Here is a 13,106-nt window from a genome sequence, read left to right as displayed (position 1 = left end):
GTCGGTCAGTGATTGACAGCTCTCGACGCCCGGCCTAGGTTCAGGGCGCTACCGGCCGGTAGGCATCCGTCCCGCGTCGTCACCCCCGTCCCGGGGTGGCACCGTCCCCCCGGGGAGCAGCGATGCAGCCCTCACCCGTGCGCCGCCGGCTGCTCGCCGTCGGCGTGGCCCTCACGTTGACGCTCGGCCTCACCGGCGCGGCCCCCGCCGCCGCCACCGGCCGCGACGACGGCAGCGGCCCGCTGCCCGGCTACACCATCGTCAACCCGCCGCTGCCGCCACTTGTCGTCGGCGGCGCCGCCACCACCGTGCGGCAGGGCGTGCACGCCAACGCCGGGTACGTCATCGAGATCCCCAGGCGCTGGAACGGCGACCTCGTCATGTGGGCGCACGGCTACCGCGGCCAGGGCACCGAGCTGTCGCCGGAGCCGCCCGGCTTCGACCTGCGGCAGCGCCTGGTGACCCAGGGGTACGCGTGGGCGTCGTCGTCGTACGACCGCAACGGCTACGACGTGCGCTCCGGCGTGCGCAGCACCCGCGCCCTGGCCGACCTGTTCAGCCGTACCGTCCGGCGCCCGCACCGGGTGCTGATCGCCGGGGTGTCGATGGGCGGTCACGTCATCGGCCGTTCGCTGGAACAGTACCCGGGCTTCTACGCCGGTGCGCTGCCGATGTGCGGGGTGCTCGGCGACCAGGAGCTGTTCGACTTCTTCCTGGACTACAACCTGGTCGCGCAGGCCCTCGCGGGGGTGCGCGCGTACCCGACGCCGCCCGACTACCTGACCTCGGCGGTGCCCCGGATCCAGGTCACGCTCGGCCTGGCCGGACTGGCTCCGGGCGGCCCCGACACCACCAACGACCTGGGCAAGCAGCTGCGCGCGGTCACCGTGGAGCGCTCCGGCGGGCCGCGGCCGGGCGCCGACGCCGCGTTCGCGGTCTGGAAGGACTTCCTGTTCGGCATCGCGGTCAGCGAGGCGGACGGCTCCCCCGCCCGGCGGCCCGGCCAGCTCGCCACGAACCTGTTCACCAGGTACGCGCCGAACCAGCCGGTCGACCTGAACGCGACGGTGCAGCGGGTCGCGCCGGAGAACCTGCGCCAGCGGCTCTCACCGAGTCTGACCGAGGTGCCCCGGATCGCCGGGCGGCCCACCGCGCCGGTGCTGAGCCTGCACGGCCTCGGTGACCTGTTCGTGCCGTTCGGCATGGAGCAGGCGTACGCCCGGGACGTGGCCCGGCACGGCCGGTCCCGGCTGCTGGTGCAGCGGGCCGTGCGCACCGCGCAGCACTGCGAGTTCAGCCCGGCCGAGGCCGGCGCCGCCTGGGACGACCTGACCCGCTGGGTCCGCACCGGCAAGCGGCCGGCCGGCGACGCGGTCACCGACCGGCGCGCGGTGGCGGCGCCGGACTTCGGCTGCCGGTTCAGCGACCAGGCCGCCCGGGCCGCCGGCACCGGCACCCGCCCGCTCTACCCGCCCTGCCCGCCTCAGTCCTCCTCGCGGCCGTACCAGCCGCCGCGGTAGACGGTGCCCTGCCGGGCCGACTCCGGCCCCGATTCCGGCGCCGGCGCCGCCTCCGCCGCGAGGGCGCTCCGGCGCGAGCGGCGGACCCGGCTGACCACGAACCAGCAGAACCCGGCGATCACGGCCACGATCACGATCTTCTGGAACGTGCCCGCGTACGCCTCGACCACGTGCCACTGCTCGCCGAGGAAGTACCCGGCGAGCACGAACGTGGTGTTCCAGATCAGGCTGCCCAGCGCGGTGTAGAGCAGGAACACCGGCACCGGCATGCGTTCCACCCCGGCCGGAATGGAGATGAGACTGCGGAAGATCGGAATCATCCGGCCGAAGAACACCGCCTTGACGCCGTGGCGCAGGAACCACGCCTCGGTGCGGTCCACGTCCTCCAGCTTGATCAGCGGCAGCCGCTCGGCCAGGGCGCGCATCCGGTCCCGCCCGAGGGCCGCGCCGATGTAGTAGAGCGCCAGCGCGCCCACGATCGACCCGATCGTGGTCCAGACGATCGCACCGACCAGGCTCATCTTGCCCTGGCTCGCGGTGAAGCCGGCCAGCGGCAGGATCACCTCGCTGGGGATGGGCGGGAACAGGTTCTCCAGCGCCACCGCGAGGCCGGCGCCGGGACCGCCGAGCCGTTCCATCAGGCCGGTGACCCAGCCGGTCACTCCGTCACCGGACGGCTCTGCCGCCCGCGCGGCGCTCACCCGGGGGCCGGCGAGCAGCTGTGCGTTTCCGATCATCCGACCAACGTTACGGGGCGAAGCTGCGGACGACCACGCGTCATGGAAACCATTATCGTGTACGCCATGCGTACGCCGTTGCGGATCGCCGTCGCCCAGCCGCTCACCCGCTCCGGCGACGTCGCGGGCAACGCGGCACGGCACGCCGACGCCGTGCGCGCCGCCGCCGCCCGCGTGGTGGTCTTCCCCGAGATGTCACTGACCGGGTACGAACTGGACGCCGCGCCGCTGGACCCGGACGATCCCCGGCTCGCGCCGCTGCGCGCGGCGTGCGCCGAGACCGGGACGCTGGCGCTGGCCGGCGCGCCGGTGCCCGGACCGCACATCGGGGTGCTCGCGATCGACGCCGAGGGCGTGCGGGTGGCGTACCGGAAGATGTGCCTGGGTGGCGCGGAGCCGCAGCACATGCGGCCGGGCCGGGAGCCGGCGGTGCTCGATGTGGACGGCTGGCGGCTGGGCCTGGCGGTCTGCAAGGACACCGGCACGCCGGAGCACGCGGCGGCGACGGTGGCGCTCGGCGCGGACGCCTACCTGGCCGGGGTGCTGGAGTCGGCCGACGACGCGGCGGTGCCCGACGAACGCGCCCGCCGGGTCGCCGCCGCGCACGGCGTGTGGGTGGCGACGGCGAGTTTCGCCGGGTCGACAGGGGGCGGGTACGCGCGCGCCGCGGGTGGTTCGGGGATCTGGTCACCGGCGGGTGAGCCGGTGGCCCGCGCCGGCACGGACACCGGCGAGGTGGTCACCGCCACGCTGCGGTGACACTCAGCCCTCGTCGCCGCCGCGCAGCCGCTCGTAGCCGTCGAGCAGCTTGCGCAGCGCGGTGGCGGTGACCGGGTCGATCTTGTCGTCCTCGGCGGCGTCGTCGATCTTCTCGCGCAGGTCCTCGACCCGCTTCTCCCGGTCCTTCGGCTTGCCCCGGTCCAGCTCGGCGACCTTCTTGCGCAGGTCGTCGGCGACCTTGCGCTCGATCAGCCCGATCGACTCGGCCCGGTCGAGCAACTCGTCGAACCGGTCGCCGAGCTGCCGCAGCGTCACCGGTTCGGCCGCCGTCGACGGCGGCGCCGCGCTGCTCGGCTCGGGCGCGGGCGGCTCGGCGGCGCCGGTCGTGGGGCCAGTCGTGGGCGCGGCGGCCGGCGGGGCGCCGGAGCCGTCACCCCACACCAGCGAGCCGACCACCGCGAGTAGCAGCACCACGGCGCCGGCGACCAGCAGCCCGAACAGCCGGTTCGAGGAGACCGCCGGACGCGGCGGCGCGCCGGGACGCCCCGGCGCGACCGGGCGGGCCGTGGCGGCCGGAACCCGCTCGACCAGGGTGGGCGAATGCGTCACCGGCGCCACGGTGGGCAGGATCGCGGTCGGCGGATCCACCGGGCGGCCCGCGCCGAGCCGCTCGGCGAGCCGGGCCGCGCTCGGCCGCCGCGCCGGGTCCACGTCCAGGCAGGCCAGCACCAGGTCGGCGATCTCCGGCGGCAGGCCGGGCACGCGCGGCGGCGGCACCGGCGGCCGGTTGCGCCGCACCTCCAGCACGTCGTCCCAGCTGCGCACCGGCAGCGGGGCCCGGCCGGTGAGGCTGCGGTACAGCAGCACGCCGAGCGCGTACACGTCACCGGCCGGATGCGCCGGGCCCGGGTCGAGGCGTTCCGGGGCGAAGTAGGCGGGGGTGCCCATCAGCAGCACACCGGTCTGCCCGGTGACCGGATGCGGGCCGGCGGGCGCGGCGATGCCGAAGTCGAGCACCTTCGCGCCGGTCTCGGTGAGCATCACGTTCGCCGGTTTGATGTCGCGGTGCACCACGCCGATGCGGTGCGCCGCGGCCAGCGCCCCGGCGACCTGCCCGGCCGTGCGGACCGCGTCCGGCCAGGCCAGCGGCCCGCCGGCCAGCCGGTCGGCGAGCGTCTGCCCCTCCACCAGCTCCATCACCAGGTACGGGACCACGACGCCGCCCGCAAGCGTCGCCTCGGCGTAGTCGTACACCTGGGTCACGTGCGGGTGGGTCAGCCGCGCCGCCGCGCGGGCCTCGCGCTGGATGACCGCGCGCAGTTGCGGGTCGGCGGCGAGCTGCCCGGCGAGAACCTTGACCGCGACGGGCCGGTGCAGCACCTCGTCGTCGGCGCGCCACACCTCGGACATCCCGCCGAGGCCGATGCGCTCACGCAGGACGTAGCGGTCGTGCAGGCGCAGGGCGGGCGTGAACGGCGACATAATTCACCAGGCTGCCATGCGCGGCACCGGCCGCACCAACCCGCGCCCCCGTTTCGTCCGTGTTCCGGCGTTCTTCCGCCCGAGTCAGGGCTTGCGGGCGACCCCGCCGTACATGCTGACGTCGACCACGGACGGCCGCGGCTCCGGCTCGCCGTCGGCGCGCCACTCGGCCACCGAACAGATGCCCGGCTCGACCAGTTCGAGGCCGTCGAAACAGCGTACGACCTCCTCCCGGCTGCGCAGGTTGATCACGCCGTGCGGGCCACCGCCCCGGGCCGCCGCCTTCGCCTCGGCGGCCACCTCCGCCGGAAGGTAGTCGTGGGTGGCGTGCGAGGCGGCCAGGTAACTGCCGGCGGGCAGCGCGTCGAGAAGCGTGTCGACCAGCGCGTACGGGTCTTCGCCGTCGGGCACGAAGTGCAGCACCGCCAGCAGCATCAACGCCACCGGCTGGGACAGATCGAGCGTGCGGCGCAGGTCCGGGTGGGCCAGGATCCGCTCCGGGTCGCGCAGGTCCGCGTCGAGGTAGGCGGTGACGCCGTCGGCCGAACTGGTCAGCAACGCGCGGGCGTGGGCCAGCACGATCGGGTCGTTGTCGACGTACACCACCCGGGCGCGCGGGTCGATCGCCTGCGCCACCTCGTGGGTGTTGTCGGCGGTGGGTATGCCGGTGCCGATGTCCAGGAACTGCCGGATGCCCGCCTCACCCGCCAGGTGACGCACCGCGCGGCGCAGGAACCGCCGGTTCTCCAGCGCGCTGATCCGGATGGTCGGGAACCGGGCGGCCATCGCGTCGCCGGAGTCCCGGTCGGCCTGGAAGTTGTCCTTGCCACCGAGCCAGTAGTTGTACCGGCGGGCGGGGTGCGCCACTGTCGTGTCGATCCGGTCGCCGGGCGGCCCGGAAACGGGCGCCGTCCCTGCTGCGTCGCTGGTCAAGGCCACCTCCACGACTCGGGTCCCACCGTCCACTGTCTCCGGTGCGGATCATGGTACTGCCCGGCGCCGGTCCGGTCAGGCCGGGTACAGCTCGTCACGGAGGCGGGCCAGCAGCTCACGGGTGCGCTCCGGCGGCGCGGCCTCCACGCACAGCCGTTCCATCGCCTCGGCGTAGAACTCGAGGTCGTCGCGCTTGTCCAGGTAGATCGCGCTGGTCAGCTGCTCGATGTAGACGATGTCCGGCAGGTCCGCGTCGCCGAAGCGCAGGATGCTGAAGGCCCCGCTGGCCGCGGCGTGCCCGCCGGCGGAGAACGGGACGATCTGCAGCCGTACGTGCGGCGCGGCGGTCGCCTCGATCAGCGCGTCCAGCTGCTCGCGCATCACCGCGGCCCCGCCGATCGGGCGGCGCAGCGCCGCCTCGTCGAGCACCGCCCACAACTGCGGCGGGTTGCTGCGGCGCAGCAGCTCCTTGCGCTGCATCCGCAGCTCCACCCGCCGGTCCAGCTCCGCCGCCGACGCGCCGCGGTGCCCGAGCAGGATCACCTGCCGGGCGTACGCGGCGGTCTGCAACAGCCCGGGCACGAACTGCACCTCGTACGTGCGGATCAGCGCGGCGGCGGCCTCCAGGCCCAGGTACGCCTGGAACCACGCGGGGAGCACGTCACCGTAGCGGTGCCACCAGCCGGGGCTGTTCGCGTCCCGGGCGAGCTTGAGCAGCGACTCACGTTCGCCGGCGTCGGTCACGCCGTAGAGCGTGAGCAGGTCGGCCACGTCGCGCTCCTTGAAGCCGACCCGGCCCAGCTCCATCCGGCTGATCTTCGACTCGGAGGAGCGGATCTCCCAGCCGGCGGTCTCCCGGCTGACCCCGGCCCTCTCACGGAGTCGCCGCAGCTGCCCACCGAGCAACATGCGCAGCACGGTGGGCCCGCTTGTCGGACCACCCTCGACGGGCACCGTCGCCACCTGACCGCCCTCGCATCCCGACTGCCCCGGCCGGGCGCCCCCCGGCCGACGAGTAAGCATGCCATGAACCGACAGTGAGGTGAACTCCTCCGGAGCGGTTAATCAGTCCCGTGTGCGGGACGGCGGGATCAGGTGGTCGAAGTCGCCGTCGCGCGCGCCGAGCACGAAGGCGGCGATCTCGTCCACTGTGTAGATCAGCGCCGGGCCCTCCGGGTGCCGGGAGTTTCGGACCGCGATTCCGGTGCCACCGGGCAGCTCGGCCAACTCGACGCAGTTGCCGCTGGGGTTGCTGCGACGACTCTTCGACCAGCGCATCGGGGGCAGCTCGGGCACGGGCACACCGTTCGGCGGTTGTTGCATGGGCGTCCTTCGGGATGAGCCAGCCGAGGCCGCGGGGAGGAGCGGTGGGTGGCGACGTCTGTCGACTGAGGAGTGAGATGCACGTGCATCTGCTATTGCATCTGCAATGGACGGAGAGCATGATAGCCGAAACGTACGGTGTGCCGGGTCGCTCACATTCGGTGACCCGAACCCGGCCTCCGGATGCCGCCGCGCGCGGCTAGGGGACTGCGGTGAGGAGGACGCGCGTGCCGGATCCGATGACCGTCGCCTCCGGCATATCCGCCGCGGGGGCCCTCATCTCGGCCTGGCAGTTGCGCCGCCGCGCCGTACGCGCCGAGGCCGAGATCGAGCTGCTCCAGGCCGAACTGGCCGCCGAACGGCACGCGGCCAGCCACGACCCGCTCACCGGCCTGCCCAACCGCCGCGCGTTCTTCCGGCTCGCCGCCACCCTGCTCACCGACCCGGCCGGCCAGCCACTGGTAGCGGTCGTGCTCGACCTGGACAACTTCAAGCAGGTGAACGACCGCTACGGGCACGCCGCCGGCGACCAGGTGCTGATCAGCGTCGCGCAGCGGCTCGCCGCGTTCGCCGGCAACAACCTGGTGGCCCGCCTCGGCGGCGACGAGTTCGCCGGCCTGCTGGCCAGCCCCACGGCCGACCGCCGGTGGATCGAGCACGCCACGCGGCGGCTCTGCGAGGCGCTCGCCGCGCCCATCCCGCTGGGCGCGCGCAGCATCCAGGTCACCGCCTCGGTCGGGCTCGCGCCGGTGCACTGCCCGACGCAGCTCACCGACGCGCTGTGCCGCGCCGACGCCGCCATGTACGAGGCGAAGACGCTCGGCGCGGCCCGCCCGACCCGGCAGCTCGTCGCGGAGTACTGACCGGCCCGGCCCAGAGCGCCCACGTGCCCGGCCGGTCCGTGTGCTCAGCCAAACAGCGTGGCCGGTCGGTCCGCGTTCCCGGCCGGCGCGGCTACCTGGCTGGCGCGGGTCCCGGGCGCGCGGTCAGCGCCAGCCGTAGCCGGCGCGCAGCGCCTGCCCGACCCGGTCGAACCGTGGCCGGTCCAGCACCGCGCCCTCGCGGCGGATGCTGTCCTCGCGCATGGTGAGCACCCGGTCCAGGCGCACCCAGGAGGGCCGGTTGTCCCGGTCCCACTCCCCCGGGCCGAGCGCCAGCCAGTGCCGCTGGCCGTCCCGGTCGCTCTGGCTGGACAGCATCAGCCCGAACAAGGTGCGGCTGTGCCGTCCGACCACCAGCACCGGGCGGTCCTTGCCCTGGCGGGGGTCGTCCTCGTAGGGCACCCACGTCCAGACGATCTCGCCCGGGTCGGCCTGGCCGTCCGGCTCCGGCGCGTACGACAACTCGCGGCGCTGCAGCGCGTTGACCTGGCGGCGGCGCGCGACCTGAGCCGGGATCGGCGCGCCCGTGCGGGGCGGGGCGGGCACGGCCCGGGTGATCCGGCTGAGCCGCGACGCCACGTTCTTCAACAGACCTGCCACGGCGGGCAGCCTATCGGCCGGGGTACGACCGCCCGGGAATCGGGTCGCCCGGTCGGGTGGACGGCGCCCGTTGCTCTGGACTGTTCACAGGTGTGCAGCGATTTGTGGCCGACCGACGCCGCCGACCGGCAGGTGTTCCCGAAGCGCCCTTGCGGCCGAAGCGCGAGGCAGCCGACGATCCGGCCATCTCTCCGACCTGAATGATCGATGTGTGTGACGCCGACGCTGTGTAACCCTCTCGCGATGCACGCTGAGGAGCAAGTCCGCAACCGGATCCGCGATGTGCTCGCCGACCCCGGCGTCAACGGCCTCGTCGCTGCCTACTTCGACCCCGATGGACCGTTCGCCGGCACGTTGTTCGACCTGCTCGGCGAGAACCCCCCTTGTGTGCTCACCCTTGACGACCTGCTCGCAACCACGCTATTGGACATCTCCTGGCAGCCCTTCGCCGTCCGTGCGCTTCTCGCTGCCGGCAACCAGGTCACGGCAGCACTCGCTGCGATCCCCACTGATCTGGATCTGTGGACTGCCGGTCCGGACGTCCTGCAGTCAGCAACAGCCTTGCATCATTGGTTGGACCGACTGCCGGGGGTAGGTCCAGTGATCGCGAGCAAGCTTCTTGCCCGCAAGCGGCCCCGGCTCGTGCCCATCCATGACAGCGTCGTGTTTCGGGTGCTGGCTCCGCCAAAGAACAAGTTCTGGATGACACTTGGGGCCGCGCTGACCGAATCCACCCTCCGACAGCAGATAGAGGACCTCCGCCCAGCAGGCGGCGACTCAATCAGCCTCTTGCGTCTGCTCGACGTCGCAATCTGGATGCGTCACAGCCGTTCGCGCAACGCCCGCAATGCCCGCAGGGCACTCGCGGTACCCGAGCCCGACCCGCTTCCACGCGCGAATTTGTGACGACCGCCGGAAGGATGCATGCGACCGGCGACACAAGGAGATGACATGAAAGCGCGACGGGTGCACCTGATATCCGGCGGTCTCACAGCGGATCTGCGCCCTGTCCGAGATCCTCTCGGTAGCCCCTCCTCTCGCAGACCTTTGCCCACCAAGGAGAACCTGGTTCGCAACCGCTTGAACGTCGACCTCGCGAACCTCGTCGCCGCGATGCGTACCGGTAGAGAGTCGACCGCGTGGGAGCTGCTACGGGAAGCGAGAGCCCTGGTGGCTCGGCTTCCCCGAGGCTCGTGCGAAGCCGAACGCCGCAAGATCAACTCTGCCGCGCTCGTGCTTCGCTCCACCGCCTGGCGGCAGAAAGCTGCCGATACAAGACATGGCCGAGGTAGGGCGTTAACGACGTAGGCGTCTTCGTTCCCGGCCAGCCACCCGGCCTGGTCGCGCTCCGCGAACGCGGTGTGGTGCGACCTGGCGTGCCAGGCGCTGCGGTGGCCGTGCGGGATGCTCCCTGTTAATAGGGGGCCCCTCTACTACCGGAGGCGTTAATAAGGGGCCCTTCCTTACGCTGGGGGCGTGCGGCTACCCGATGATCTGCCGGTGTTCGAGCGCAGCGCGGTGCGGCTGGTCGTGCTCGACGCCACCGACCACCTGCTGCTGTTCCACACCCGCGACCCGGACCACCCCGACCTCGGCGTGTGGTGGGAGCTACCCGGCGGCGGGCTGGACCCGGGCGAGACCTACCGGGAGGCGGCGGTCCGCGAACTGCGCGAGGAGACCGGCATCGCGATCGGTCCGGACGAGGTGGGCGCGCCGACGTGGCGGCGGCGGGCCAGCTTCCGGCACCGGCAGCGCCGCCACCTCCAGGACGAGGTGATCGTGGCGGTACGGCTGCCCGGCCCCGGACCGGACGTGGACGAGGCGCTGCGGCTGGACTACGAGGTGGAGGACTACTTCGGGTTCCGCTGGTGGCCGCTGGCCGAGGTGCTCGCCGAGCGGCCGCGCTGCTATCCCGGGCGGCTGCCCGAACTGCTGCCCGCGTTCCTGGCCGGCGAGGAGATCGACGAGCCGTTCGAGCTGTGGTCCTGAGCGCGGGCGTGCCACCCGGCGCGTGAGCGGGCAGAGTGGAGCCGTGACTCCCCTGCACGCACCACTGGCCCGATACGCCGAGCGGCTGCACCGCGCCGCCGGTGACACCCACCACGTCGCCTCGCCGCTGGGCGCGTGGCTGCTGCTGGCGCTGACCGGCCCGGCCGCCACCGGCGAGACCCGGGCGGCGCTGGCCGAGGCGCTCGACGCCGACCCGGACGACGCCGCCGCGGAGGCCCGGGCGCTGCTCGCCGCGCCGCACCCGATGGTCGCCGCGGCCACCGCGCTGTGGGAGCGCGCTCCCGCGCCGGAGCTGGCCGCGTGGCGGGCCGCGCTGCCGGAGAACACCGAACGCGGTCCGCTGCCCGACCAGGCCACGCTGGACGGCTGGGCCCGGGAGCGTACCGGCGGGCTGATCGACAGCTTCCCCGTCGACGTCACCCCGGACACGCTGCTGCTCCTGGCCAACGCGCTGGCCACCCGCGTGTCGTGGGCCGATCCGTTCGACACCGCCCCCGGCGCGGGGCTGGGCGCGGGCAGCGCCTGGTCGGGCCGGCTGAGCCGGGTGCTGCGCACGCCGCCGTTCGGGCACCGGTGCTGGGTGGCGGCCACCGACCGGGCCGGTGACGTGGCGGCGCACGCGGTGCCGGCCCGCACCGGCGACGACGGCGCCGGAATGCTCGTGGTGTCGGTGGCCGCCGCGCCCGACGTGCCGGCCGTCGACGTGCTGGCCGCCGCGCAGGAGCTGGCGAGCGCCGCCGCGCTCCTGCCGGACGCCATGCCGGGCCGCCGGTCGCTGTTCGACCTGCCGCTGGGCGAGACGCCGCTGTGGACGCTGCGGGAGGAGCCGACCCGGACGTACGCGGACGACGGCCGGGAGGAACGCGCCACCGCGGTGCTGCCCTGCTGGTCGGCGCAGAGCCGCCACGACCTGGCCAGGCCCGGGTTCGGCTTCGACGCGGCGGCGCGGGCGCTCGGCGAGCTGCTGGGCCTGACCGGGCCGAGGTTCGACGCCGCGCAGTCCGCGGTGGCCCGGTTCGGCCGCTACGGCTTCGAGGCCGCCGCGGTGACCGCGTTCGGCCGGGCGACAGCGCTGCCGCCGGAGGGTGTCGCCCGCGTCGCGGAGCTGCGCTTCGGTCACCCGTACGCGGTGGTCGCGGTGACCACCGACCCGGCCGGCGGCCCGTGGCACGCGCTGCCTGTCTACTCCGCGTGGGTGGCCGACCCGGAGGAGTTGCCCGCCGACGAGGCCGGATAGGCGGGAAGCGCGCTCGCGAGCTGGTCCAGTCCCAGCGAGCCGAGTTCCAGCGCCCGGTTGTGGAACGCGCGCCGGTCGCCGGGGAACGCCGCGCGTCCGTCGCGCCACACCCGCTCCCCCACCTTGTAGGTGAGCGCCTGCCCGGGCCGGCCCAGGTACCGGGCCACTTCCAGTGGCGCGTACGGGCCCTGGTGGCAGCGGTCGCGCAGCAGGTCCAGCGCGGCCTGCGGCGTCCACGGCGCGCTGCCCGACGGCATCGGCAGCTTCAGGTGCAGGCCGATGTCGAGCACCACCCGGGCCGCCCGCAGCAACTGCATGAACAGGTGGCCCAGCCGGGCGCCCGGCTGCTCGTAGAGTCCGAGTTCGTCCATCAGCCCTTCGGCGTACAGGGCCCAGCCCTCCTGGGCGCCGGAGAGCCCGCCGAGCAGGTTCAGCCGCTGCCCGGGGCCGCCCCGGCACGCCTCCGAGCCGAGGTGCAGGTGGTGGCCGGGGACGCCCTCGTGGTACGCGGTGCTGTACGCCCACCAGGTCGGGAAGCGCTCCTGACCGTCGGGCAGCAGCCACGAGACCCGGCCCGGCCGGGTCAGGTCCCGCGACGGCGCGATGTAGGCGGTGCCGCCCGACGTGGTGACCCGGGACTCGATGCGGCGCAGCGGCGCGGGGATGTCGAAGTGCGTGCCGTGCATCCGCTCGGTGGTGGCCTCCAGCAGCTCCTGGAGCCAGGCGGCGAACTCGTCCCGGCTGCGCAGCACACCTGGCGCGTCGGGGCGGTCGAGCCGTTGAAGCACCTCGGGCACGGTGCCACCCAGGGCTCTCGCCTCCGCGACCAGGTCCGCCTCGATGGCGGTGAACTCGTCCCAGCCCCACTCGTACAGCTCGCGCAGGTCCGGTTCCGTGCCGAGGAAGGTCCGCACCCAGAGGGCGTACCGCGCCGGGCCGAACGCCTCGTCGTCGCGCGCGAGCGGCGCGAGGTCCGCGGTGAGCGTCGTGGCGAACCTCCGGTACGCCTCCCGCGCGTCCCGCGCCGCCGCCTGCAACGACGCGCGCTGCGGCCCGTCGCCGTAGCGCTGCACGAGCGCCGTGTCCTCGTCGATCCAGGTGCGGCAGCGCTGCGTCACCAGGTCCACCTGGCGTCGTGTGGGCAGGTGACCGCGTTCGGCGGCGACCAGCAGGCTGGCGGCGTACCCGTCCAGGGATGCCGGGATCGCGGCCTGGCGCGCGCCGACGCGGGCCCAGCCGTCCTCGTAGGCCGCGCGCCCGGCGTCGCGGCCCGGCACCGCTGATTCGACGCACTGGCGGATGAGCTGGAGCGGGCCGGTGGCCGCGACGTGCAGTTCCCGCAGGTCCTCCCCGGCGTCGTGGAAGGCGATCCGGGCGCGCAGCCGTTCGGCGAGGTGCTCGTGCAGCGGGCTCGGGGCGGGCAGCGCCTCGATCCGGCGCAGGGCGCGCGCGGCGAGATCGGCGCGGGCCTGGTGACCCTCCGGGCTGTAGTCGGTGAGCCCGTCGACGTCCTGCTCACCGGCCTCGACCACCGCCACACACGGATCGAGGCGCCCCATCTCCCGCAGCAGCGCGTCGGTGACGTCCTCGCCCATCGCACCGATGCTACCCCCGGTGATCAAGAAGTTCGTGCCGGCCGGAAGGCCCGGAAAGGACACGAACT

At 73.9% G+C, this 13,106-nt stretch carries 13 protein-coding genes; 6 read left to right on the top strand and 7 right to left on the bottom strand.

What is annotated here, in order from left to right; translation table 11 throughout:
* Window positions 1-122 precede the first annotated feature (122 nt).
* Window positions 123-1,520, top strand: coding sequence for an alpha/beta hydrolase family protein (locus PVK74_RS04265; protein ID WP_274478249.1), 1,398 nt, complete (start codon window positions 123-125; stop codon window positions 1,518-1,520).
* Here PVK74_RS04265 and PVK74_RS04260 read toward each other — a convergent pair.
* Window positions 1,484-2,257 (bottom strand): DedA family protein, encoded by a 774-nt coding sequence (locus tag PVK74_RS04260; RefSeq protein WP_187692773.1) that lies wholly within the window; start codon window positions 2,255-2,257, stop codon window positions 1,484-1,486. The two genes, PVK74_RS04265 and PVK74_RS04260, sit on opposite strands and share 37 nt — an antisense overlap.
* 66 nt (window positions 2,258-2,323) lie before the next feature.
* On the opposite strand from PVK74_RS04260, the gene PVK74_RS04255 reads away from it, so the two are divergent.
* Window positions 2,324-3,016, top strand: a complete 693-nt coding sequence (locus PVK74_RS04255; protein ID WP_210886724.1) for a carbon-nitrogen hydrolase family protein — start codon at window positions 2,324-2,326, stop codon at window positions 3,014-3,016.
* Window positions 3,017-3,019: 3 nt separating this feature from the next.
* On the opposite strand, the gene PVK74_RS04250 is transcribed toward PVK74_RS04255, so the two are convergent.
* The 4 genes from PVK74_RS04250 to PVK74_RS04235 form a co-directional block, all read right to left on the bottom strand.
* Window positions 3,020-4,459 (bottom strand): protein kinase domain-containing protein, encoded by a 1,440-nt coding sequence (locus PVK74_RS04250; protein ID WP_274478247.1) that lies wholly within the window; start codon window positions 4,457-4,459, stop codon window positions 3,020-3,022.
* A gap of 84 nt (window positions 4,460-4,543) precedes the next feature.
* Window positions 4,544-5,392 carry an SAM-dependent methyltransferase gene (locus tag PVK74_RS04245; RefSeq protein ID WP_274478246.1) on the bottom strand — a complete coding sequence of 283 codons (849 nt, stop codon included), beginning with the start codon at window positions 5,390-5,392 and terminating at the stop codon, window positions 4,544-4,546.
* A gap of 75 nt (window positions 5,393-5,467) precedes the next feature.
* Window positions 5,468-6,355, bottom strand: coding sequence for a helix-turn-helix domain-containing protein (locus PVK74_RS04240; RefSeq protein ID WP_043324606.1), 888 nt, complete (start codon window positions 6,353-6,355; stop codon window positions 5,468-5,470).
* Window positions 6,356-6,457: 102 nt separating this feature from the next.
* Window positions 6,458-6,715, bottom strand: a complete 258-nt coding sequence (locus PVK74_RS04235; RefSeq protein ID WP_030502645.1) for a DUF397 domain-containing protein — start codon at window positions 6,713-6,715, stop codon at window positions 6,458-6,460.
* A gap of 227 nt (window positions 6,716-6,942) precedes the next feature.
* Between PVK74_RS04235 and PVK74_RS04230 the strand changes: the two genes are divergently transcribed.
* Window positions 6,943-7,578, top strand: coding sequence for a GGDEF domain-containing protein (locus PVK74_RS04230; protein WP_043324610.1), 636 nt, complete (start codon window positions 6,943-6,945; stop codon window positions 7,576-7,578).
* 123 nt (window positions 7,579-7,701) lie between these two features.
* On the opposite strand, the gene PVK74_RS04225 is transcribed toward PVK74_RS04230, so the two are convergent.
* Window positions 7,702-8,196, bottom strand: coding sequence for a type II toxin-antitoxin system PemK/MazF family toxin (locus PVK74_RS04225; protein WP_274478245.1), 495 nt, complete (start codon window positions 8,194-8,196; stop codon window positions 7,702-7,704).
* A 243-nt stretch (window positions 8,197-8,439) separates the two neighbouring features.
* Here PVK74_RS04225 and PVK74_RS04220 point away from each other — a divergent pair, with 243 nt between their 5' ends.
* From PVK74_RS04220 to PVK74_RS04210, 3 genes are all read left to right on the top strand, one after another.
* Complete coding sequence (locus tag PVK74_RS04220) at window positions 8,440-9,102, top strand: DUF6308 family protein (RefSeq protein WP_274478244.1); 663 nt, start codon at window positions 8,440-8,442, stop codon at window positions 9,100-9,102.
* 570 nt (window positions 9,103-9,672) lie between these two features.
* Window positions 9,673-10,185 carry an NUDIX hydrolase gene (locus PVK74_RS04215; RefSeq protein ID WP_043324617.1) on the top strand — a complete coding sequence of 171 codons (513 nt, stop codon included), beginning with the start codon at window positions 9,673-9,675 and terminating at the stop codon, window positions 10,183-10,185.
* Between the two features lie 43 nt (window positions 10,186-10,228).
* Window positions 10,229-11,443, top strand: a complete 1,215-nt coding sequence (locus PVK74_RS04210; RefSeq protein ID WP_274478243.1) for a hypothetical protein — start codon at window positions 10,229-10,231, stop codon at window positions 11,441-11,443.
* Here the strand turns inward: PVK74_RS04210 and PVK74_RS04205 are convergent.
* Window positions 11,389-13,038 (bottom strand): DUF885 domain-containing protein, encoded by a 1,650-nt coding sequence (locus PVK74_RS04205; RefSeq protein WP_274478242.1) that lies wholly within the window; start codon window positions 13,036-13,038, stop codon window positions 11,389-11,391. The genes PVK74_RS04210 and PVK74_RS04205 overlap by 55 nt on opposite strands.
* Window positions 13,039-13,106 lie beyond the last annotated feature (68 nt).

Source organism: Micromonospora chalcea (assembly GCF_028768405.1).
Taxonomy (GTDB): Bacteria; Actinomycetota; Actinomycetes; order Mycobacteriales; family Micromonosporaceae; genus Micromonospora; species Micromonospora chalcea.
This window is presented reverse-complemented; position numbering and strand designations above follow the sequence as displayed.